Source organism: Aliivibrio fischeri (genome assembly GCF_009727955.1).
Taxonomy (GTDB): domain Bacteria; phylum Pseudomonadota; class Gammaproteobacteria; order Enterobacterales; family Vibrionaceae; genus Aliivibrio; species Aliivibrio fischeri_A.
On the sequence record NZ_WOBR01000004.1, the window covers coordinates 191,428 to 215,412 of the forward strand.

The window sequence follows — 23,985 nt, forward strand, 5'->3', positions numbered from 1 at the left end:
TATCACATCAATAGCGAGCAGAGTTGTATGCCATTTAGGACACCTAACATAGCGAACATGACAGATAAAAAATTCCTGCCTCAATTAGATGAAAGCCTGCCGACGGATGTGTTTTTTCATTATTTTTTTCTTGAGGCAAAAACAGAAACGTTATCGCATTCACACCCTTGGGGTCAGTTACATTTGATTAAGCAAGGACGACTTGAAATGGAAGTGGATAAGCAAAAAATGTTTTGTCCTGCTAATTATGCGATTTGGACGCCAGCGCATTTATCGCATCGTGCGTTTAATCATAATGATGTTGAATACTGTGCGATAAATATTGAGTTTGAGTTAAGTCAGAAACTGCCTGCGAATGCCTGTATGTTTCCTTTAACGCCATTATTAAGAGCAATCATTGATGATCTTGTCGCGCGTCAAACCACAGAAGTTCTTAGCACAGAAGATAAATATTTAAGTCATGTTCTGATAGAGCGTTTATCAAAAACCAATCCAATAGAAAATTACCTTCCTTTTACGGATGATAAGTTATTGGTTCCAATTTTAATGCAGTTACAAGATAACCCTGCAGATGATTCAAGTTTAGAGGTATGGGCTAAGCGAGTGTTTAGTACCGAAAGAACATTAGCAAGACGTTTTCAAAAAGAGTTGAAAATGAGTTTTAATGATTGGCGCCAGAGGGCTAAATTGGCTAAGGCTATGGTTTTGTTAAAAGATGCTATATCAATCAATGAAATTGCATATCAATTAGGCTATAGCCAAGGTTCCTCTTTTATTAAAATGTTTCGTAAACATACGGGAGTAACTCCTGAACAGTTTAGAAAAGAGCAGCAGGGTAAATAGGTAAACGATAGAGTAATTACTCTTTTTTGGGGTTTTAAAATCAGATGGTTAGATTATTTTTGTATGAATATATTAATGCTGTGATGGGAAATGCAGTGTGAAGTATTCATCTTCTATTTGAAATGCTATAGTCAATGTTAATGTAAATTTTGAATGAAGTTGAAAGGATGTCTGAGTCTTTATTATTCCATAGAACCTATGAGCATGAATCGAGCGCTAAATGGGTAGTATTTGTTCATGGTGCGGGTGGAAGCTCAACAACATGGTTTAAGCAAATTGCTGCTTTTAGAAAGAACTTTAATGTATTGCTCATTGATTTACGTGGTCATGGACGTTCGAACCACTTCTCTCAGATCAAAGAATTCATCAATAAACAGTACTCTTTTAAAGTGGTGAGTCAGGATATTCTAGATGTACTTGATCATCTTAATATCAAATCTGCGCACTTTGTTGGTATGTCTCTTGGTACGATTATTATCCGAAACTTGGCTGAATTAGCACAAGATCGTGTGAGTTCTATGGTGTTAGCTGGAGCGATTACTCGTTTTAATTTCCGTTCTCAGTTTTTGATTAAAATGGGTGATATGACAAAGAATATCATGCCTTATATGTGGCTTTATAAGTTGTTTTCTTATGTGGTGATGCCGCAAAAAAGCCAAAAAGAATCTCGACATGTGTTTACTCGTGAAGCTAAAAAATTGTGTCAAAAAGAGTTTAAGCGTTGGTTTAAATTAGCTGCTGATGTCAATCCGCTCATGCGTTACTTCAAAGATAAAGAGTTAGCGATCCCAACACTTTATTTGATGGGGGCAAATGATTATTTGTTTATGAAACCAGTGGAAGAGATGGTGGCAGTACATCAACACAGCCAGCTATTACAAATCCCTGAATGTGGACATGTATGTAATATTGATAGGCCAAAAGAATTTAATAAATACGCAATAGAGTTTATTGCGGCTCAATAACAATGAACTAAAAATAAAACGGCGATCATCATGATCGCCGTTTTTATTTTAGTCGTTAAAGAATAACGGTTTTATTGCCGTAAACAAAAACGTGATCGTTCAGTACTTTTGTTAGCGCTTTACTTAATACCGATTTTTCTACGTCACGACCAGCCATTGCCATATCTTCAGCACTAAAGTTGTGATCTACAGGAATAACGTCTTGTTTAATGATTGGGCCTTCATCTAAATCATTTGTCACAAAGTGTGCGGTAGCACCAATGATTTTTACGCCGCGGTCATACGCTTGTTGGTAAGGTTTTGCACCAATGAAAGCAGGTAAGAAACTGTGATGAATATTAATGATTTTCTTAGGGAATTGAGCAACAAAATTGGGCGTTAATACACGCATATATTTTGCTAATACAACGTATTCTGGTTCATAAGAGTTAATCACTTCAAGCATTTTTTCTTCATGCTCTTCGCGTGATAGTCCTTCATGAGAGACATAATGAAAAGGGATATCGAACTTTTCAATGAGTCCGCCTAAGACATCGTGATTACCTACAACTGCTGCGATATCGATATTCATAGCACCAGAGTAGGCCTTTATAAGAATATCACCAATGCAGTGTGCTTCTTTAGTAACGAGAATAACCACTTTTTTGCGTGGTTCAGTCACCAATTTACGATGACTTCCTGTTGGAAGTGCTTCATCAATATCAGCTAGAAAAGTGACATCATTAAAAATGCCCTCTAGCTCAGTTCTCATAAAAAACTGACCTGTTACGTTATCAACGTATTCATTGTTATGAACAATGTTTAGCTGATGTTTGTAACAAATGTTGGTGATTTTTGCTATTAGCCCACGAGAATCAGGGCAATCCGTTAATAGTATTTTCTTTTCCATTTTATCTCTCGTGCTTACATAGTGTAATTATTAATTTTATTCACCTTATTCTTTTACCGATAAAAGAAGGGAGCGTAAAGGAGTTTTTACCATATCAAATCAAAACGCTAAGTGAATTTAGTATTATTAGGAGGAGCCAATTAGCTTCGATTCAATACAAACTTCCCGTTTAGTTTCTTCTGGTTTCTTGGCATAATCTCTTTCTCTTTTTTATTCACGATGGATATCGGTTGATATGATTGCCAAGATTTTTTCGTCATCAGGTGCATTAGGTAAAGCCATTCCCGGTTTTCAACCTCGTCAACCCCAGTTGGATATGGCTCATGCTGTTCATGATGCAATTAAAAATGGTACTCAATTAGTCGTTGAAGCTGGAACGGGGACGGGTAAAACGTTCGCTTATCTTGCGCCTGCTCTGGTTAGTGGTAAAAAAACCATCATTAGTACTGGATCTAAAAACCTTCAAGAACAACTTTTCCATCGTGATTTACCCTTAATGGTGTCATCGCTTGGTTTTTATGGTCAAGTGGCTTTGCTAAAAGGTCGTTCAAACTATTTATGTCCTGAACGATTGAATCGCCAATTAATTGAAAGTCATACCCCTCAAGCGGATCCAGGGTTACTGACGCAATTAGTTAAAGTGAGAACTTGGTCTTCTGAAACCAAGACGGGAGATTTAGGTGATTGTGAAGCGATTGCCGAAGATAGCCCAATCATTCCTTCTATCACATCAACTAACGATAACTGTTTAGGTAAAGAGTGCCCAAGTTTTGAAGAGTGCTTTGTTGTTAAAGCGCGTAAAAAAGCCCTTGATGCGGATGTCGTGGTCGTTAACCATCATTTATTTCTTGCTGATTTAGCAATTAAAGAAACAGGGTTTGGTGAGTTGATCCCCGAGGCGGATATTTTTATTTTTGATGAGGCCCATCAGTTACCTGATATTGCGAGTCAATATTTTGGGCAAAGTTTATCAAGTCGCCAATTAACGGAATTAGCAAAAGACATTGAAATAGGTTATCGCACTGAAGCGAGAGATATGCGTCAATTGCAAAAAGTGGCAGAACGCTTAGCTGGTTCAGCAATGGATTTGCGTATTATTTTAGGGGATACCAGCTTTAGAGGTAATTGGCGAGAGGCAATAAAATCACAAGCGGTTCAACGTGAAATTTTGCGCATCAATGATGCCTTTGAACTTGCTTATGATGTATTAAAATTGGCCTTAGGTCGCAGTCAATTATTGGATGCTGCTTTTGAGCGATGCACGTTATTGAAAAATCGTTTAGAGCGTGTATGTGATACGACAATAAGTGGCTACTCATATTGGTATGAATGTACCCCAAGACATTTTAGTTTACATATAACACCACTGTCGGTTGCAGATAAGTTCAAAGAGCAAGTGGCAGAAAAAGAGGGCGCGTGGATTTTTACGTCGGCAACGTTAGCGGTTAATGATGATTTCTCACATTTTACGCAACGTTTGGGGTTAGAGCCGACAAAACAGTTTTCGCTACCAAGCCCATTTGATTATCAATCTCAGGCTTTATTGTGCGTACCACGATTTTTACCTGAGCCAAATAGCTATGGTGTTGCTCCTAAGTTGGTTGAATTAGTGGAACCCGTTATTAAGCAAAACCAAGGTCGCTGTTTCTTTTTATGTACATCACATCAAATGATGAGAGACTTAGCTGAACTCTTTAGGCAAACACTTGATTTACCAGTATTAGTTCAAGGTGAAACCACTAAGCAAAAGTTACTTACAGAGTTTATGGAACTGGGTAATGCATTGTTGGTTGCGACTGGGGCTTTCTGGGAAGGTATTGATGTTAGAGGTGATGCCTTAAGCTGTGTTATCATTGATAAATTACCTTTTACGGCACCGGACGATCCGCTATTAAAAGCGCGTATTGAAGATTGTCAATTAAGCGGTGGGGATGCCTTTTCTCAGGTGCAGATCCCTGATGCGGTGATAACCTTAAAACAGGGTGTTGGGCGTCTTATTCGAGATACCAAAGATAAAGGGGTATTGGTGATTTGTGACAATCGTTTAGTAACTCGTCCTTATGGTTCGACTTTTTTACAAAGTTTGCCACCAATACCAAGAACACGAGATTTGAAAAAAGTGTCTGAATTTTTAGCACAAACGAATCAGACAGAAATAGAACAAGTAGAACAAAAAGCCATTTTAGAAAATTGAGGCATTAATGAGCGCAAAAATTTTAGCGGTTGATACCGCCACTGAAAACTGTTCTGTCGCACTGATTGTTGACGGAAAAGTCTATTCTCGACGTGCAGTGGCACCGCGTGAACACACCATTAAAATTCTTCCTTTTGTGGATGAAGTATTAAAAGAAGCGGGTGTGCGCTTACAAGATTTAGATGCATTAGCATTTGGCCAGGGCCCTGGTAGTTTTACTGGTGTGCGTATTGGTATCGGTATTGCTCAAGGTTTAGCGTTTGGTGCCGATTTACCTATGGTAGGCATTTCAACACTAGAAGCAATGGCACAAGCGGGTTACCGATTACACGGAGCTACTCAAGTTGCAGCTTCAATTGATGCGCGAATGGGTGAAGTGTACTTTGGTATGTACCAACGTAATCAAGATGGTACTTGGACTTATGAAGTTGCTGAAACTGTGTCTGCACCAGAGGCATTATCAACGTATTTACCAGAACAATCAGGTGAATGGTTAACGGTTGGTACAGGTTGGGATGCTTATACAGAAGCGTTGGCAACATTACCTTTAGAGCGTAAAGCCTCTGATGTGCTTTATCCTGATGCTGAAGATATGGCATTACTTGCACAGCAAAAATTTGAACAAGGCTTGGCGCTTCCTGCGGAAGAATCGAGTCCTGTTTATGTTCGTGATACGGTGACGTGGAAAAAATTACCGGGACGCGAATAGTTTTTAATATCCAAGCGAGGAGTAAAGCCTCGCTTAGTTGTTTATTCAAAAGGTCATTATGGTATCGATTCAAGGGTTGCCACCTGCGCTGGTGCAAAAACAGCAAGCAGTAGGTAAAAAGAGCCAAGTTAAAAAGACGACTGGAAGTAAATCTCTAGTTGCTCAGCCATCAAAAGTGGCGACTGCTGTAACGACACAAGTTAAACAACTGAATGCATCTGAATATGCGAACTCTCGTGTTCAGTATGACTTACCTGAAGGGCGTAATCGTCATGCCATGGAAGAATATATGGAAGTCATGCTTCAAAAGCGTAGAGAGGAACTTGCTCAATTAGTCGGTGTCGATCTCTATATATAACGCTAACCCATACCTTTATGTAGTTCACTACTTATCTTAATTGGTATGATTTCAATCGTGAGAGGTTCAATATGAAACAAGTTATTTTTTTTCTTTCTGCATTATTACTTGTAGGGTGCAGCTCTCTTCCTCAAGAACTTAAATCAACTCAAGCAACGACTCTGGTTGAATATAGTGCTTTCTCTGATGCGGCAAATGCAGGGGAAAAAGCAGAAGTACGATTAGGTGGTGTGATTGCTCGCCTTGATAACTTGTCGGATCAAACTCGAATTGAAATTGTAAATCTTCCAATTTCTTCTGTTGGAAAGCCAGATATTTCCGAAGAACCTAATGGTCGTTTTGTTGTGTATGTAAAAGGGTTTATTGATCCTGTTACCTATGCCAATGGTCGACTAATTACAGTAATTGGCGATGCTGACGGTATTGAAAAAGCCAATGTTGGTGAGTTTGTCTATCCATTCCCTGTTATTCAAGCATCGGCTATTCATTTATGGCAAGTGCAAGAGTATGTAGTGACTAATGATTTAGATATGAGCTACATGCCATGTACAGGAGCTCGTTGTTTGCATCAACGAAGTCATCTTGAAACTCGTCGTGGAAAAGTTGTGCAGGAAGTGAAGTAACCTCTGATGTCATTGTTTCATGAAAGATCACTGCCTCTTTATCATGGTGAAATAGCCTTACTTGAAGTTAAACCAGAACAGGTCGAACAAACGATTCTGTTTTTACATGGTTGGCAAGATAATGCAGCGACGTTTCTTACCACAATGGAATCGTACACAAAGGCGAATCCAACCCACCATTTGATTGCGTTTGACTGGTTTGGGCATGGGTTATCCTCTCATAAAGGCGGGGATAATTTTTATCACTTTTTTGATTATATTGATGATCTTCACCAAGTTATCCTACATTTAAATCAACAATCCGTTATTTTGGTTGGACACTCTTTAGGTGGCTTAATTGCTAGTGCTTATTGTGCTGCTTTCCCCGAAAAAGTATCAGCTCTAATGATGATAGAAGCGTTAGGGCCTTTGAGTGAAGATGAGAGCCAAATAACAGATAGATTGCGTCAAGGTATATTAAGTCGTCAGCGTTACCGAAATAAACCGCAAAGAAGATTAAAAGACGCTCAATCAGCTTTAGAACTAAGAGCCAAAGTCAATCAGTTGCCTCAGTCTCTTATTGAGCCAATGGTTTTACGTTCATTAAGAGCAGAACCTGAACATGTTCAATGGACCACAGATGCAAAAGTAAAGTGTGATTCTTTATATCGAATGTCGGAAACACACGCTTTAGCACTATTAGATAAAATTGAATGTCCAGTGTTTGCAGTAGTTGGGCAGAATGGTTATGGTCATTTAAAACAGAAAGAACACAGATATAAATTTATTTCGGATTTTACCTGTTATTACATTAAAGGTGGTCACCATTGTCATTTGGAAAACCCAAATTTAATAAGTGAGCACTTAACCACATTAATTAACACTATTACTACATAAATACTTCACATCTTTAAAAAAAGCCCTCATTCTTGTTTAAAAAAACATCGAATGAATAATTGTGAATAAAAATAGTTGACTAAAATTGTAGAGTAAATAGTCTACACCACAAAAGTGATAGTGATCACTGTCATAGAGTTATTGTCGTACTAGCAATAAGTCACATATAAGAATAGGAGAAAAGCGTGGATAAAGTTTGGCTTTCACGTTACCCAAAAGACGTACCAGCAGAAATTAACCCAGATGAATACACCTCATTAGTGGATATGTTTGAGAAATCGGTTCATAAATATGCCGATCAACCAGCATTCATTAATATGGGTTCAGTAATGACATTCCGTAAGCTAGAAGAGCGTAGCCGTGCTTTTGCTGCCTACTTACAAAATGAACTGAAGCTTAAAAAAGGTGATCGTGTTGCGTTAATGATGCCAAACTTACTGCAATACCCAATTGCATTATTTGGTGTACTTCGTGCAGGTATGGTTGCGGTGAACGTTAACCCACTTTACACACCACGTGAATTAGAGCATCAACTGAATGATTCAGGCGCTGCTGCTATTGTTATCGTTTCAAACTTCGCTAGTACGCTAGAAGAGGTGGTTGATAACACACCTGTTAAACACGTTATTTTAACGAATTTAGGTGAGCAACTTCCTCGAGCGAAAGGCACCATCGTTAACTTCGTTGTTAAGTACGTGAAGAAGATGGTACCAAAGTACGATCTTCCACATGCGACATCTATGCGTAATGCACTGCGTAAAGGTCGTAGAATGCAGTACATTAAGCCATTTATTGAAAGTGAAGACTTAGCTTTCCTACAATACACTGGCGGTACTACAGGCGTTGCAAAAGGCGCAATGCTAACTCACCGCAATATGATCGCAAACGTAATGCAAGCAAAAGGCGCTTATGGCCCTGTATTGACAGAAGGCCGTGAACTGATTGTTACTGCGCTTCCTCTTTACCATGTATTTGCGTTAACGGTTAACTGTTTACTGTTTATTGAAATGGGTGGCCGTAACCTACTTATCACTAACCCTCGTGATATCCCAGGTTTCATTAAAGAGCTTCAAAAATACCCATTCACGGCGATTACTGGTGTAAATACATTATTCAATGCATTAGTAAATAATGAAGATTTCCATGAGTTAGACTTTAGTAATTTACGTCTGGCTGTTGGTGGTGGTATGGCTGTGCAACGTGCTGTTGCAGAAAAATGGCAACAACACACAGGTTGTTACTTATTAGAAGGCTACGGTTTAACTGAGTGTTCACCACTGGTAGCGGCATACCCACATGATTTAACGTCATACAATGGTTCAATTGGTTTACCAGTTCCATCAACAGAAGTTCGTATGATTGATGATGAAGGTAACGTACTAGCTAACGATCAAGTTGGTGAGCTTCAAGTTCGTGGACCACAAGTCATGAAAGGCTACTGGAACCGTGCAGAAGCAACAAAAGATATGATTTGTGAAGACGGTTGGGTGAGTACGGGTGATATCGTTAAATTTGACGATGAAGGTTTCTTACATATCGTTGATCGTAAAAAAGACATGATTCTAGTATCTGGCTTTAACGTTTATCCAAATGAAATTGAAGATGTTGTAGCGCTTCATGGAAAAGTTCTAGAAGTGGCGGCGGTAGGTAAACCGCATCCAACTTCAGGTGAAGTGGTTCGTATTTGTGTGGTTAAACGCGATCCTAGCTTAACTAAAGATGAGTTAGTGGCACACTGTCGTAAACACCTTACAGGTTACAAAATCCCTCGTATTGTTGAGTTCAGAGATGATCTACCAAAAACAAACGTAGGTAAGATTTTGCGTCGTGAACTGCGTGATGAATATAAAGCAGAAGAAAACGCATAATTTAGGTACAATATAGAAATACGATAATGCCAGCCTAATCGCTGGCATTATTTTTATTTATAGAGACAAGATAGCTTAGTTTTACTGAAATTAAGCTATCTTGCCTTGGCATCAATTAAGGAAATACTGTGGAATTTGAAATCGTTACCCAGAGTCAGCGCTTAGCTGAGATCTGTCAGCAGGCAAGCACTAAACCATTTTTAATGTTGGATACTGAGTTTGTAAGAACCCGAACGTTATATGCACGTTTAGGTTTAATTCAAATGTTTGATGGTGAGACATTAGCGCTTGTTGATCCGGTTGAGATTGATGATCTAACGCCTCTTTGGGATTTATTGAAAAACGAATCAGTGACGAAAGTGCTTCATGCTTGTGGTGAAGATTTAGAGGTCTTCCAACATTACGCGGGTTGTATGCCAACACCTATGATTGATACACAAATTATGGCGGCATTTTTAGGTTATGGACTTTCCACAGGGTTTGCTAAGCTGGTTTCTGATTACTTAGGTATTGAATTAGATAAAGGCGAAGCAAGAACGGATTGGATGGCTCGTCCATTATCAGATAAACAACTTCACTATGCAGCGGCAGATGTGCATTATTTATTGCCATTATTTGAAAAGCTTCAAGCTGAGTTATCTCAAACTCAATGGGAAGATGCGGCTTATCAAGAATCAGCACTTGCTGTTAAAAAGCGTGAAAAGCAACCTGATGCAGAGAAGGCCTATTTAGATATTAAAAATGCGTGGCAGCTCAACCCTAAACAGTTAGCTATTTTAAAAATGGCTGCAAAGTGGCGTTTAGAAGAAGCGAGAAAGCGTGATTTAGCGGTTAACTTTGTTGTAAAAGAGCTGAGTCTTTGGAAACTGGCTCGTTTTGGGCTTCGTAGCAAAGAGCAGATGCTTAAAGAAGAATTTGATCCAAGAGAAGTTCAACGTCATGGTGGTAAATTATTGCGTTTTACTTATTTAGCCGATGATTTAAATCCAAACGAATACCCAGAGCAAGTAACACGATTAATGGATTATCCAGGCTATAAACAAATCTTTAAATTATTAAAAGATGAAGTGAAAGTCGCTTCGGATAAATCTGGTTTAATGCCTGAGTTTTTAGCATCGAAAAAACAGCTAAATCAATTGTTATCTTGGAAATGGAAAAAGAACGCAGCACCAGAGCTAAAACCTGATGTATTAAAAGGTTGGCGTGGTGAACTATTAGAAGCGCGTTTTATGTCTGTGATAGAGAAATAACAGCCTAAAAATAAAAAAAGGTGACTCATGAGTCACCTTTTTTAATGCGCGTTTAAAACTGTATTTTCAGTTTAATGATCGTCTTCGTCAGGAAGAGTGACATTCAATTCTAAAACAGATAAATCTTCTTCTTTTTGTTCTAAAGAAACAGTAACCATATCAGGATTTACTTCAACATATTTGCTGATCACTTTAAGAATATCTTCTTTAAGTTGAGGCAAATACGATGGTGCAGGGCCGCCATTTCGACGTTCTGCAACAATAATCTGTAGCCTTTCCTTAGCTATGTTAGCAGTGGCTTTTTTCTGTGGTCTAAAAAACTCAAGCAATGCCATGCTTAACCTCCAAATAGTCGTTTAAAGATGCCTTTTTTCTCTTCTTCTAAGAAACGGAATGATACTTCTTTACCTAATAAGCGATCGACAGCATCTTGATATGCTGCACCAGCGTTAGACTCTTCATCAAAAATTACTGGAACACCTTTGTTTGATGCATTTAGTACTGATTGACTCTCTGGAATTACACCTAAAAGTGGAATGTTTAAAATTTCTTCAACATCACCCACACTTAACATCTCGCCTTGGTTTACTCGAGCAGGGCAGTAGCGTGTTAGTAGTAGATGTTGTTTTACAGGTTCTAATGAGTCTTCAGCTCGGCGTGATTTAGAATCTAAAATGCCAAGAATTCGGTCAGAGTCACGAACTGAAGAAACTTCAGGGTTCGTGGTAATAATCGCTTCATCTGCAAAGTACAGTGCCATTAAAGCACCCGCTTCGATACCCGCTGGAGAATCACAAATAATGAAATCAAAGTTCATTTCGATCAGTTCATCAAGAACGCGACGAACACCATCTTTGGTTAGTGCATCTTTATCACGAGTTTGAGAAGCCGGTAGGATAAATAGATTACCTACACGCTTATCTTTAATTAACGCTTGGTTTAGAGTTGCTTCGCCGTTAATAACGTTTACAAAATCGTAAACAACACGACGCTCACAACCCATAATTAGGTCAAGGTTACGTAAACCAATATCAAAATCGATTACCGCAGTTTTTTTGCCAGCCAGTGCAAGACCCGATGCAATTGCAGAGCTAGAAGTAGTCTTACCTACGCCACCTTTGCCTGAAGTCACAACGACAATACGTGCCATTTTTATTATTCCTTTTTCTATTGTGCTATAACGTTAGGGTATCGATCTGAATACGGTCTTCAACCATAGTGATCATGACATTTTGATGCCAATACTCTTTGTCAATTTGATCGCTTAGCCAATAATTACCTGCGATGGAAATTAGCTCAGCTTGTAAGTTTTTACAGAAGACTTTTGCTTCCGCTTGGCCACTCGCACCAGCAATTGCTCTGCCGCGTAATGTGCCATGAATATGTATACTGCCATCTGCTATCACTTCAGCACCTGGACTTACATGATTTAAGATCACAAGATCCGCATCTTTTGCATATATTTGTTGGCCTGAACGAATGGGTGTTTTTACCACTTTCGTTGGCTGCATATTTGCTTTTTGCGTTACTTGTTGAGGTGTAAAAGACGTCATTACTGCAAAGCCAGCAGCAGTTGCTTGAGCTTGCTTTTCTTTATCTTTACAACCTGTGATTCCAACAGGAATCATGCCGGTACGTTCGACACCAGATTTTAGCTCAACAAAGTTAATTTCATTCGATACATTTTCAATGTTAACGACAACGGGAGCTGAAGCAAAAAAAGAAGGCGCTTGTGCCACTTTTTGCTCAAGCATACTTAATGCTAAGGCAACGTCATCATTAGGCAAATGTAATACTGAAAGGGTGAAATTACTGCCCTTTAAATCGGCTGTTTTTGTCATACTATTCTGTATCTTGATAATTTTAATACCACAAATCTGATACCATGTTATAGTCACTTCGACTGTACAGCAAGTTATCTTATTGTCAGAAGTCTACTTTTTAGCAAGCCTCTCACCAAATAGACATTAATCATTTGAAATAAGTTGAGAGCAAGATCAATCCTTTCAAAAAATAGGTTATAAAATGTTCTGTTCTATTTATAAAAGCACGAAAAAACAAGGTGCTTATCTTTATATTGAGAAAAAAGATGATTTTGCCCCTGTACCGCAAGAACTTATGTCGATGTTCGGTACTCCAACCATGGTAATGGTGGTAAATTTAGAAGGCAGAAAACTGGCTTCAGTTGATGTAGAAAAAGTAAAAACAGCAATAAAAGAAAATGGATTCTTTTTGCAGTTACCACCACCACCAGAAAACCTGCTTGAAAAATACAAAAAAGATAAAGCAGCAAGAGAAGAGAATTAATTTTATGAAGAGAAAATTACTGCTAGGGATAGTCAGTTTATTTTTGGCAACATCAGCATCAGCAACTCCTGAAGGAGATTTTCAAGATTACATTGTTGGGTTGAAAAATGAGGCGCGGGAAATTGGGATCTCAGAACCGATTTTAGAACGTGCATTTAAAAACGTTGCATTTAAAGAGAAAGCAGTAAAATCAGATCGTAATCAACCAGAGAAGAAATTAACTCTGGATGAGTATATTCCACGAGCTGTGCCAAAATGGAAAATTAAGCAAGCGAACGATTTATATAAAAAGCACTATAAAGAGTTAAATCGAATTGGTGAAGAGTATGGTGTTCAACCACGATTTATTGTCGCGTTATGGGGTGTTGAAAGTAACTTTGGTAAATTAACCGGTGGTTATAACGTTATTGAAGCATTAACAACGTTGGCTTATGACGGTCGTCGTGAAGCGTTCTTCAAAAAACAAACCATGGCAGCATTAACCATTTTACAGCAAGGTCACATTACACCTGAAAACATGAAAGGTTCATGGGCTGGTGCAATGGGTCAGTGCCAATTTATGCCAACATCATTTTTATCTTATGCGGTTGATGGAAATGGTGACGGAAGAAAAGACATTTGGAATACGCATGCCGATGTATTTGCTTCAGCCGCTAACTACCTAAAACAAGTGGGTTGGGACGATACCTATACGTGGGGACGTCAAGTGCAATTACCTGAATCTTTGGATACAGAGAGCCTAAAAGGGTTGTCTGAAGAAAAAGGTAAGACGTTAGCTCAATGGCAAGAACTTGGTGTTCGTCGTTTGACTGGTAAAGCGTTACCTGATGCAGATATTAAAGCATGGTTAGTTCAACCTGATGATAAAGATGGTCGAGCGTACCTTGTATATAATAACTACCAAGTATTAATGGATTGGAACCGTTCACATTACTTTGCGTTAGCGGTAAGTCACTTAGCTGATTCGATTAAGTAACCGAGCAGGGTTCAGATCGCTTTGCTCAAAGGATTCAGGGGAGTTTGTTGTGAGTTAATCGCTTACAACGAGCCCCCTGAAACCTGAGAAGGGAGCTGGCGACCGACCTAGTCCCTGCTCTTACTTTTTCTTAAATATCCAACGGTTTTCCTTTCAACAATCTTCTCACCCATAATCTTCCAGGATGTAACCCTTCAAGCACTGAATTTGGTAATGGAATTGGATCACCCATAATTTGTGATGCTAAGGTCTCAGCCAATAATGGTGCTGAGCTTAATCCTCTTGATCCCAGTGTTAACATGCAGAACAAGCCATCATAAACAGGGATATCTTTAGCTTCACGCAACCAGTGGCGCTTCTTATAGATGTTTTTGTATTCTTCTTGCACCTCTTCAAAACGCACCACATTTCCGATAAATGGTAGGTGATCACGACTAGCACATCGAATGCCTACACGAGCTTGGTTATCGCTAGTATCAATGTCGTTTGGCCACGCTTCGTTTGGAATACATTTTCGTAATCTCTCGCCATTTTCGATTTGATCTGACTCTTTAAATGCGAGATCCAAATCACGACGATCATAACTCGCCCCAATACAATGAGTTTGATGTTTGCTATTTTCAGGTGTTAAGTAACCGTCATAACATAATACGGTTTTCAGATTTTTTAGTGATTCTGTCGTTGGAACATGACTGACTTGTCCACGAACAGGGGTCGCTGGAATGTCTTTAGTTTGCTCAAAATCAGTAAACCTGTGCCCATTTGCAACCACAACGGCTTGATGTTGGTAAGCGTTGCTATCTGTTGATAGAAGCCATTGTTGTTCGTTCTGTGTTAATGCGGTTATTTCTGAATCACAATGTAGAGTGAACAGTGGATTATTTGATAAATGTTGAAATAATCCACGAGTTAATTGTTTTGGACATAACCAGCCACCTAATGGATAGTGGACGCTTTCCATATTAATCGGTAAGCCAACCATTTGATTGGTTTTATCAATATCAAAAGAAGAAACAAGCTCATCAGGGAAATTCCCCTCAAGCATTTTATTGAGCTTGTTAGCGGATTTTTCATCCCATTTTAACTGGGTAACACCACACCAATCATGATCAAATTCTACGTGTTTAGCGGCTTGGTCGATAAACTGACGAGCAAAAATAAATCCTGGAGCAAAAAAACGAGAAAGGGAATTGAATTTCTCATTAAGCAGTGGATATACAGCACCTTGTTTATTACCTGATGCCCCTTGTGCGGATTTCTCATCTTTGCAGTAAACACTTACTTTTACGCCACGTCTAATTAAGGTTGTCGCTAATGCAGCACTAGCAACACCTCCCCCGATAATAGCAACGTCAGTGATGTTTTCTTTGGTTGAGCGGGCATACCATACTTCGTGGTTTGCTTTGGTTGTACGCTCCGTTAATGTGCCTGCAATCATTTCGCGTTTATGCCCAAAGCCTTTGACTTTCTTCATATCAAAGCCAGCTTCAATTAGGCCTCTACGAACAAATCCCGCTGCAGTAAACGTTGCACAGGTGCAGCCTTTTTTAGCTAGGCTTGCCATGTTATTAAACAGAGTTTGATTCCACATCTCAGGGTTTTTACTTGGTGCAAAACCATCGAGGAACCATGCATCAATTAACCCTTTATCGTCCATCCAGATCTGAGGCATGCAATCTTTTATGTCACCAAACCAGAGATCAAGTGTTATCATGCCGTCTTCTAGTACTAAACGATGGCAATCAGGTACGGCAGCTGGATAGTGTTCTTGTAACTGTTCAGCAAATTGAGCCAATTCTGGCCACGCTTGATGAGCTTTAATTAAATCAGATTTAGTAACTGGGAATTTTTCAAAGCTAACAAAGTGAAGCTCTTTTAAAGGAGCATCAGGATATTGTGAGCGGAATTCTTTGAACCATTGCCATACAGCAAGAAAGTTTAATCCAGTCCCAAATCCTGTTTCACCAATCACAAAACGACGCTGGTCATATTCTTGCCATCTTTGTGGAAGATGATTTTGTTGTAAGAAAACATAACGTGTTTCTTCTAACCCATTATCGTTAGAAAAATACACGTCATCAAAATCATTTGAGACGGGTGTTCCAGACTCATTCCATTCAAGGACTGCATTAGTGATGCTGTTTTGTGGTAAAATGTGGTTTTGTGACATAAATTTGTACCATTAAAGATAATCTACGTCGGATTTTAACGACTTATAGGAAAGCTGACCACTTTGTTGTGCTATCTTCGCTATTATCTACCAAGATTTATGACTTATTAGGAAAGAATCATGAAAAGAGCCGTAATTACAGGCATGGGCATTGTTTCAAGTATCGGTAACAATGCAGAAGAAGTATTAGAGTCTCTGAAAGCTGGTAAATCAGGCATTAACTTCTCTGAGCAGTTTGCTGAAAAAGGTCTGCGCAGTAATGTTTGGGGCGATTTGAAAATGAACCCTGCTGATCACATTGATCGCAAAAAAATGCGTTTCATGGGTGATGCGGCTGCATTTGCTTACATCTCAATGGAGCAAGCAGTAGCGGATTCTGGCTTAACAGAAGATCAAGTTTCAAATGAACGTACAGGTATTGTTGCAGGTTCTGGTGGTGCATCATCACTAAACCAAGTAAATGCAGTTGATATCTTGCGTGAGAAAGGCGTTAAGCGTGTTGGTCCTTACATGGTTCCACGTACAATGGCGTCAACGGTTTCTGCATGTCTTGCAACACCGTTTAAAATTAAAGGCGTGAACTACTCAATGAGTTCAGCTTGTGCAACATCTGCACACTGTATTGGCCACGCAGTAGAGCTTATCCAACTAGGTAAACAAGACGTAATGTTTGCTGGTGGTGGTGAAGAGCTAGATTGGTCTCTTACTATGATGTTTGATGCAATGGGTGCATTATCATCTAAGTATAACGATACTCCAGAAAAAGCATCACGTACTTATGATGCAGACCGCGATGGTTTCGTAATTTCTGGTGGCGGCGGTATGCTAGTTATCGAAGAACTTGAGCACGCACTTGCTCGTGGCGCTAAAATTTACGGTGAAATCGTAGGTTACGGTGCAACATCTGATGGCTACGACATGGTTGCTCCATCAGGCGAAGGCGCAGTTCGTTGTATGAAGATGGCGATGCAAAACGTAGACAGCGTTGATTACGTGAACACTCACGGCACATCAACACCTGTAGGTGATGCAAAAGAGCTAGGTGCAATCCAAGAAGTATTTGGTGCTAACAGCCCTGCAATTTCTGCAACTAAAGCAATGACAGGTCACGCACTAGGCGCGGCTGGTGTTCATGAAGCTATTTACTCTACTCTAATGTTAGAGCATGGTTTCATCGCACCAAGCATCAACGTTGAAACGCTAGACCCTGCAGCTGAAGGTCTTGATATCGTAACTGAAAAACGTGATCAAGCACTGAACACTGTAATGTCAAACAGCTTCGGTTTTGGTGGTACAAACGCAACGCTAGTTATTAAGAAATACGAAGCGTAATAGTGTAATCACTGAAAACAAATAATAAAAACCCAGTCATTTAAATTGGCTGGGTTTTTTTATACCTGTTTTCTGTTATGGAAGTGATGATACCAATTCCATTAATTAGTTACATTGGTATAAACTCAAGCCATAAGTCAAAAGGATAGATGAGTAAGAGATGAAAATACTGATTGATGAAAATATGCCTTATGCTGCTGAACTGTTTAGTGGGTTAGGCGAAGTTATTGCTAAATCAGGCAGAACATTAACCGCTGACGATCTGATTGATGTGGATGCATTAATGATTCGTTCAGTAACGAAAGTGAATTCAGATTTGCTCTCAAAAGCCAATAAACTGAAATTTGTCGGTACGGCAACCGCTGGCATGGATCATGTTGATCAAGCATTGTTGAAAGAGAAGGGCATTTTCTTTACCGCCGCGCCGGGCTGTAACAAAGTGGGTGTGGCGGAGTACGTATTAAGTTGTTTAATGGTATTAGCTCAACAACACGGTTTTTCTATTTTCGATAAAACGTTTGGTATTGTTGGTGCTGGGCAGGTTGGATCTTATCTAGCTCAGTGTTTAGATGCATTGAATATTTCTTATCTTTTAAATGACCCAATTAAAGAGCAAGAGGGCGATTCTCGCTCATTTGTAGCATTAGATGAATTGCTAGAAAAATCAGATGTTATCACTCTTCATACACCGATTACTCGTGATGGTGAATACCCTACTCATCACCTTATCGGACAAAAGGTATTATCAAAATTACGTAATGACCAAATATTAATTAACGCTGCTCGTGGTCCTGTGGTAGATAATCAAGCCTTAAAACAACGTTTATTAAAACAAGATGGTTTTAAAGCGGTATTAGATGTTTTTGAGTTTGAACCAGACGTTGATATGGAATTATTACCGTTATTATCTTTTGCTACTCCTCATATTGCAGGGTACGGATTAGAAGGTAAAGCGCGTGGTACGACAATGATATTTAACTCTTACTGTGAGTTTTTAAAACGCAGTGAAAGAGCCGACCCTCAAACATTATTACCGATAGCCCCGATTCCTAACGTGAGATTAAATCAACAATGGGATCATTCAACACTGCACAATTTGATTCAGTTAGTCTATGATGTGCGAAAAGATGATGCCGTATTTCGAAAAGAAATCACAACCGTCGGAGCATTTGATAAAATGCGTAAAGATTATTGGGATAGAAGAGAATACAGTGCTATCACGATCACAGGGACTCAATGCTGTGATCTTACTCCGTTACAACAACTTGGATTTACAATCGAGGAAGTCTAATGACTCAAGAATTTGATGTTGCCATTCTTGGCGCAACTGGTGCCGTTGGCGAAGCAATCGTAGAAGTATTACAAGATCGTAATTTTCCGGTTCGCAATTTATACCTTTTAGCGTCTGAGCGCAGTGAAGGTAAAACAGTTCGTTTTAATGGTAAAACATTAACCGTTGAGAACGTAGAAGAGTTTGATTGGAGCCAAGTACAAATCGGTCTATTTTCTGCGGGCGGTGAATTATCTGCTAAATGGGCACCAATTGCTGCTGATTCAGGCGTAGTCGTTATTGATAACACATCACACTTCCGTTATGACCACGACATTCCATTGGTTATTCCTGAAGTAAACCCTGAAGCGTTAGCTGATTTCCGTAATCGTAATATTATTGCGAACCCTAACTGCTCAACTATCCAAATGTTGGTTGCTTTAAAACCGATTCATGATGCTGTTGGTATCGATCGTATTAATGTATCAACTTACCAATCAGTGTCTGGTTCAGGTAAAGCAGGGATTGATGAGTTAGCAGGCCAAACCGCTAAATTACTAAATGGTTTACCTGCTGAGAATAAAGCATACGATAAACAAATTGCGTTTAACTGCTTACCTCATATTGATGAGTTTATGGATAACGGTTACACCAAAGAAGAAATGAAAATGGTGTGGGAAACGCAAAAAATCTTTGCTGATGATACCATCACAGTAAACCCAACATGTGTACGTGTGCCTGTATTCTACGGTCACGCAGAAGCGGTTCATATTGAGACTCGTGCACCAATCGATGCAGCTGAAGCAACGCGTTTACTTGAAGAAACCGATGGTATTGAAGTATTCCACGGTAATGATTACCCAACACAAGTAAGTGATGCTACGGGTAAAGACCATGTAATGGTTGCTCGTATTCGTGAAGATATCAGCCATTCAATGGGCTTAAATATGTGGGTAGTTGCAGATAATGTGCGTAAAGGCGCAGCAACAAACGCAGTTCAAATTGCTGAAGTGTTAATCCGAGATTACTACTAATAATAATGCGTTAACTTGTTTTTTATAAAATAAAGAGCGTTATTTACTTTAAATTAAAAGCCTTAGTGAAAACTAAGGCTTTTTTCTTCCATAAAGCACACAGTTTTTGCTTAAAAACTACAGTTTTTTTATTATTATCCGATATAGTTACACAGGTATTGATTTTTCATTTTATTAAGAGGCATCTCTAGTGTCTGACGCATCACAAAAAATATTTAAAACGCTGACACCTTTAGCGTTATTCGTTGCCGCACAGTGCTCACAAGCGCACGCCGCGAGCACTATTCAAATCGTTGGTCCTGAAGGTAAGGATCAAACCGTCAGCTCACAGGTTGTAACTGAAGCACAACCGGCTAAGGTATATACCAAATCAGTACCCGCTGAAAAAGCACCACAAGCAAAAGCATCAACCCGAATTTATGGGCCGACGAGAGAAGACGAAACATTATGGTCTATCGCTAGTCGTGTAAATCCATCAAACACAACATCTGTTCAGCAAACACTGCTTGCTATTTATCGTTTGAACCCACAAGCATTTGAAAATAATAATATTCATGGGTTAGAGCCAAATAGCCGATTACGTTTACCGACACTAGAGCAAGTTCGACGTGAAAATACTGATGATGCTAAACAATTATTACAGGCGCACAGTAAAAAATTAGCTGCACAAAAAGCGTCTGAGGCTCAAGTTAAAAGAACCGTTAAGACTGAAAAACCAGCACCTACGCCAAAACCTGCGGTAGTTCCAGTTAAGACTGAAGCTAAGGTCCAAGAGCCAAAGCCGGCTAAAGAAGTGATTAAATCAGTTGCTCCAGTTGCTGAACCAACGGCCTCTGTTGTTGCTTTAAAAACTGAATTAGATACAACGGAACAAGAGTTCACCGCACTTCAAGAAAACAATCACCAATTACGAGTGCGATTAGCACAAGTTCAAAATGAAGTTGATAACTTAAAGAGTGAATTAGGCGATGAAGATCGTATTCGCAATGAAGTAGAAAAATTCATTAATGAACAAAAACAACTTGCAGCTGCTGAGAAAAAAGTTGAGCCAACAGCAATGGATAAGTTGGCATCAAGCCCTGGTTTAATTGCTTCTTTAGCGTTAATCCCAGGAGCTCTTATTGCAGGTTTAATTGCATTCTTCTTATTCCGTCGTAAAAAAGAGGAAGAAGAAGGCGAAGGTGAAGCTCAATCAGAGCAACAACCTGCACCGTTAGTTATGCCAGAAGACAATTTCAATATGGATGATGATATCCCTGAAATTAGCTTGGATGACGATGATGATATTCTTAGCGATTTAAATAATGATGAATTTATCTTTGATGAACAGTCAGATTCAAATGATGACCTATTTGCTGAGTTTGAAACAGACAACGACAACACAGATGAAGACCCATTTGCTGAGTTAGAATCAGATTCTGATTTGGACTCTCTGAGTTTAGAAGATGAGGGTGATCTTGATTTAGAACTTGGTGGGTTAGATGACCTTGATGATGACTTAGATATGTCATCGAGTGCTTTGACCGTAGCTGCCGAAGAGAAAGCGCTCGGTCTTGAAGAGATGGAAAAAGCGCTGAATGATTTTGATAGTGACTTATTCTCAGAAAGTGATTTAGAAGCAGAAGATGATGATTTTGACTTATCACTAATTGATGATTCAGATTCAGAAAAAACATCATCAATTCCAGAGCTTGAAGAAACTGAAGAACTGGAAGGTGGCGAACTTGATCAATCGATGCTAGATGATTTATTTGCTTCAGTTGACGATGAAGATGAAGACGAATCAGTTCTAGACCAAGGTTGGGATCTTGATGAAAATGAAGAGACTAAGCTTGTATTAGAAACTGAAGAAGTAGAAGCAAAAACTGACTCACTTGAAGATGAGTTGGATTTTGATGAACTACTTTCTGGTATGGCAGATGAAGAGTCAGAAAAAGAATCAGCTGTTGAAGATGATATTGATTTAGACTTAGAAGATGAAAGTACGGCATTACTTGATGAACTATTAGACGAATCTGATGATGAAACAGAAGATGAGTTCGATTTAGAAGATAACAGTACCGCTTTATTAGATGAGTTAATTGATGAATCTGATGAAGATCAAGACGATGATCTAGATATTGATGCTGATAGCACGGCTTTACTTGATGAGCTGTTAGATGATGAAAAACTTGATGATGAAGATGACATCACATTAGAAGAAGATAGCACAGCTCTACTGGATGAGTTATTAGCTGATGATGATGAAAAGAATGATAACTTTGAGCTAGATGAAGACAGTACCGCTCTTTTAGATGAACTTATTGGTGATGACACTGATGAGGAAAATGAAACTCTGGGAAAGACTGGCGTTGATGCTGAAGTTAACGGTGTAGCAGCATCAGAAGCGCTTTCTGAAGACACCCCTAGAGATGAAGATTGGCTAATTGAAGATGATGAAGAAGACGAAGATGATATTCCTTTGTTTGAATCAGAACCAAAAAATGAGCATCTTTCTGAGCTAGATTCAGAAGAGGATGAGATTGCATTTGAAGCTGATTTATTAGAATCAACAGAGCCTCAAGTACAGGAAGATGAATTAGCAGAACCTGTATCTGAGTCTGAAATTTTAAATGAGTTTGAAGAAGATGATCTTGATTCATTGTTAGCGGATGATGAAAGTCTACTTGATTTAGAGGAAGAGTCTGTTGATCTTGACGCATTAAATGAAGATGAAGCGCTGAATGAAGAAAGTGAAGACGCATTCTCATTTGACGAAGAACTTGAGTCTGAAATAGAAGAAACAGACGTTTCTAAACTTGCTGAGCCAACAGAACCTGAAGTGATAGCAGAAGATGTTACTGAAGAAACAGTAACTCCTGAAGTTGAAAGCACAGAAGCTCTTGAAGAGGACGATCTTGATGAAGCAACGCTTGATTCGCTATTAGCTGGTGATGAAAGCCTACTTGATTTAGACGAAGAGTCAGTTGATCTTGAAGCATTAAATGAAGATGAAGCGTTAAATGAAAACAGTGAAGACGAATTCTCATTTGATGAAGAGCTTGAGTCAGAAGCAGAAGAGACAGAAGTTTCTGAACTTGCAGAGCCAACAGAACTTGAAGTGATGGCAGAAGATGTTACTGAAGAAACAGTAACTCCTGAAGTTGAAAGCACAGAAGCTCTTGAAGAAGACGATCTTGATGAAGCAACGCTTGATTCGCTATTAGCTGGTGATGAAAGCCTACTTGATTTAGAGGAAGAGTCAGTTGATCTTGAAGTATTAAATGAAGATGAAGCGCTGAATGAAGAAAGCAAAGACGCATTCTCATTTGATGAAGAGCTTGAGTCAGAAGCAGAAGAGACAGAAGTTTCTGAACTTGAAGAGCCAACAGAATCTGAAGTAATAGCAGAAGATACTCTTGAAGAAGCAGTGGCATCTGACGTTGAAAGTACAGAAGCTCTTGAAGAAGATACGCTTGATGAAGATGATCTTGATTCACTGCTAGCTGATGATGAAAGCCTGCTTGATTTAGAGGAAGATCCAGTTGAACTTACAGAATTAACTGACGATGAAGATGATAATGATTTCTCTCTAGATGATTTTGTAGAACAAAACGCAACGGACTTTAGCCAAAAGAGTGAAGAAGAAAGTTCTGTATCTGAATTGGATTTAGATAGCGACGAAGAAGAGCAAGATACAAAGTTTGATGGATTATCTATTGAAGATGCATTAGCGGCTCTAGGTGATGATGACAATGAAATCGATGATTCTGCGTTTAACCTTGATTCAACTGAGGAAGAAACAGAAATCGCTCCATCTCGTGAAGAGTTTAATTTTACTTCGCAAGTATCTGATGAAGAGAAAGAAGCATTAACTCATTTAGATAGCGCTGGCTTAGATATCGACAGTATGCTTGAGGATGGTGGTAGTGATTGGAGTGGTTTCAGTCTTGATGGGCACTCTAATACAGAATCAGATCTTGAAGATGAAGATTGGTCAGAGCAACCTAATGTTGAAAATGACCCTCATGGCGAGAATCGTTTTTTAAGTATTGAAGCATTGATTGCTGAAACTGAAAAGGGCGATAAAAATGACTTTGAAGAAGAAGATTTAAATCTAGATGTAGGTTTGGATGAATTTCCAGACATGCTAGGCAACGTTGCAGAACATGATGTGGATGTAAACAGCGATGCTCAAAGTAAACTAGATTTAGCAAAAGCATATATTGAAATGTCTGATGATAAAGGCGCTTTAGAGTTGCTTGAGGACGTTCTTCGTAGTGATGATGTTTCCTTAAAAATCGAAGCTGAAAAATTAATGAAACAAATCGGCTAACTTAAG

Annotated in this window: 20 protein-coding genes and 1 pseudogene; 16 read left to right on the forward strand and 5 right to left on the reverse strand. The window is 39.1% G+C overall.

What is annotated here, in order from left to right:
* The first annotated feature begins 27 nt into the window (after positions 1–27).
* On the forward strand, positions 28–843 hold the full coding sequence (locus GNP81_RS04370; protein ID WP_155671546.1) for an AraC family transcriptional regulator: 816 nt from the start codon (positions 28–30) through the stop codon (positions 841–843).
* A 167-nt stretch (positions 844–1,010) separates the two neighbouring features.
* Positions 1,011–1,808 carry an alpha/beta fold hydrolase gene (locus GNP81_RS04375; protein WP_155671548.1) on the forward strand — a complete coding sequence of 266 codons (798 nt, stop codon included), beginning with the start codon at positions 1,011–1,013 and terminating at the stop codon, positions 1,806–1,808.
* 55 nt (positions 1,809–1,863) lie between these two features.
* On the opposite strand, the gene purU is transcribed toward GNP81_RS04375, so the two are convergent.
* On the reverse strand, positions 1,864–2,697 hold the full coding sequence (gene purU / locus GNP81_RS04380; protein ID WP_005420068.1) for a formyltetrahydrofolate deformylase: 834 nt from the start codon (positions 2,695–2,697) through the stop codon (positions 1,864–1,866).
* A gap of 235 nt (positions 2,698–2,932) precedes the next feature.
* Between purU and GNP81_RS04385 the strand changes: the two genes are divergently transcribed.
* The 7 genes from GNP81_RS04385 (at position 2,933) to rnd (ending at position 10,575) form a co-directional block, all read left to right on the forward strand.
* Entirely contained in the window at positions 2,933–4,891 is a 1,959-nt protein-coding gene (locus tag GNP81_RS04385) for a DNA repair helicase YoaA (protein ID WP_155673620.1), read from the forward strand.
* A 7-nt stretch (positions 4,892–4,898) separates the two neighbouring features.
* On the forward strand, positions 4,899–5,600 hold the full coding sequence (tsaB, locus tag GNP81_RS04390) for a tRNA (adenosine(37)-N6)-threonylcarbamoyltransferase complex dimerization subunit type 1 TsaB (protein WP_065598268.1): 702 nt from the start codon (positions 4,899–4,901) through the stop codon (positions 5,598–5,600).
* Between the two features lie 58 nt (positions 5,601–5,658).
* Entirely contained in the window at positions 5,659–5,958 is a 300-nt protein-coding gene (locus tag GNP81_RS04395) for a chromosome partitioning protein ParA (protein WP_155671550.1), read from the forward strand.
* 71 nt (positions 5,959–6,029) lie between these two features.
* Positions 6,030–6,581, forward strand: a complete 552-nt coding sequence (locus GNP81_RS04400; RefSeq protein WP_155671552.1) for a Slp family lipoprotein — start codon at positions 6,030–6,032, stop codon at positions 6,579–6,581.
* A gap of 6 nt (positions 6,582–6,587) precedes the next feature.
* On the forward strand, positions 6,588–7,457 hold the full coding sequence (locus GNP81_RS04405; protein WP_155673621.1) for an alpha/beta fold hydrolase: 870 nt from the start codon (positions 6,588–6,590) through the stop codon (positions 7,455–7,457).
* 185 nt (positions 7,458–7,642) lie between these two features.
* Positions 7,643–9,325, forward strand: a complete 1,683-nt coding sequence (gene fadD, locus GNP81_RS04410; RefSeq protein WP_336495440.1) for a long-chain-fatty-acid--CoA ligase FadD — start codon at positions 7,643–7,645, stop codon at positions 9,323–9,325.
* A 128-nt stretch (positions 9,326–9,453) separates the two neighbouring features.
* Positions 9,454–10,575 carry a ribonuclease D gene (gene rnd / locus GNP81_RS04415; protein ID WP_336495441.1) on the forward strand — a complete coding sequence of 374 codons (1,122 nt, stop codon included), beginning with the start codon at positions 9,454–9,456 and terminating at the stop codon, positions 10,573–10,575.
* A gap of 71 nt (positions 10,576–10,646) precedes the next feature.
* Here the strand turns inward: rnd and minE are convergent, their stop codons facing one another.
* Genes minE through minC form a run of 3 tightly spaced genes read right to left on the reverse strand, consistent with a single transcriptional unit; the run spans position 10,647 to position 12,416 of the window.
* Entirely contained in the window at positions 10,647–10,910 is a 264-nt protein-coding gene (gene minE / locus GNP81_RS04420; protein WP_005420052.1) for a cell division topological specificity factor MinE, read from the reverse strand.
* Between the two features lie 2 nt (positions 10,911–10,912).
* A complete protein-coding gene (gene minD, locus GNP81_RS04425) occupies positions 10,913–11,725 on the reverse strand; it encodes a septum site-determining protein MinD (RefSeq protein WP_005420047.1) in 813 nt (270 codons plus the stop codon).
* Between the two features lie 25 nt (positions 11,726–11,750).
* On the reverse strand, positions 11,751–12,416 hold the full coding sequence (gene minC / locus GNP81_RS04430) for a septum site-determining protein MinC (RefSeq protein WP_146861967.1): 666 nt from the start codon (positions 12,414–12,416) through the stop codon (positions 11,751–11,753).
* Between the two features lie 184 nt (positions 12,417–12,600).
* On the opposite strand from minC, the gene GNP81_RS04435 reads away from it, so the two are divergent.
* Positions 12,601–12,882, forward strand: a complete 282-nt coding sequence (locus GNP81_RS04435) for a YcgL domain-containing protein (RefSeq protein ID WP_005420040.1) — start codon at positions 12,601–12,603, stop codon at positions 12,880–12,882.
* A 4-nt stretch (positions 12,883–12,886) separates the two neighbouring features.
* Complete coding sequence (locus GNP81_RS04440; RefSeq protein WP_155671556.1) at positions 12,887–13,858, forward strand: lytic murein transglycosylase; 972 nt, start codon at positions 12,887–12,889, stop codon at positions 13,856–13,858.
* A gap of 130 nt (positions 13,859–13,988) precedes the next feature.
* Here the strand turns inward: GNP81_RS04440 and mnmC are convergent, their stop codons facing one another.
* Positions 13,989–16,028 (reverse strand): bifunctional tRNA (5-methylaminomethyl-2-thiouridine)(34)-methyltransferase MnmC2/FAD-dependent 5-carboxymethylaminomethyl-2-thiouridine(34) oxidoreductase MnmC1, encoded by a 2,040-nt coding sequence (gene mnmC, locus GNP81_RS04445; protein ID WP_155673622.1) that lies wholly within the window; start codon positions 16,026–16,028, stop codon positions 13,989–13,991.
* 120 nt (positions 16,029–16,148) lie between these two features.
* Here mnmC and fabB point away from each other — a divergent pair, with 120 nt between their 5' ends.
* The 5 genes and pseudogenes from fabB (at position 16,149) to GNP81_RS19530 (ending at position 23,979) form a co-directional block, all read left to right on the forward strand.
* The gene (gene fabB, locus GNP81_RS04450; RefSeq protein WP_005420034.1) at positions 16,149–17,360 is read left to right on the forward strand and encodes a beta-ketoacyl-ACP synthase I; all 1,212 of its coding nucleotides are present in this window, start codon (positions 16,149–16,151) and stop codon (positions 17,358–17,360) included.
* A gap of 160 nt (positions 17,361–17,520) precedes the next feature.
* Positions 17,521–18,651 (forward strand): 4-phosphoerythronate dehydrogenase, encoded by a 1,131-nt coding sequence (locus GNP81_RS04455; protein WP_155673623.1) that lies wholly within the window; start codon positions 17,521–17,523, stop codon positions 18,649–18,651.
* Positions 18,651–19,664: an aspartate-semialdehyde dehydrogenase gene (locus tag GNP81_RS04460; protein WP_063655663.1), complete on the forward strand. Its 1,014-nt coding sequence runs from the start codon at positions 18,651–18,653 to the stop codon at positions 19,662–19,664. The genes GNP81_RS04455 and GNP81_RS04460 overlap by 1 nt, the downstream gene beginning before the upstream one ends.
* 190 nt (positions 19,665–19,854) lie before the next feature.
* Positions 19,855–20,310, forward strand: a pseudogene (locus tag GNP81_RS19525) (FimV/HubP family polar landmark protein); the annotation flags it as partial.
* A 3,480-nt stretch (positions 20,311–23,790) separates the two neighbouring features.
* On the forward strand, positions 23,791–23,979 hold the full coding sequence (locus GNP81_RS19530; protein ID WP_371968083.1) for a FimV/HubP family polar landmark protein: 189 nt from the start codon (positions 23,791–23,793) through the stop codon (positions 23,977–23,979).
* Positions 23,980–23,985: the final 6 nt, after the last annotated feature.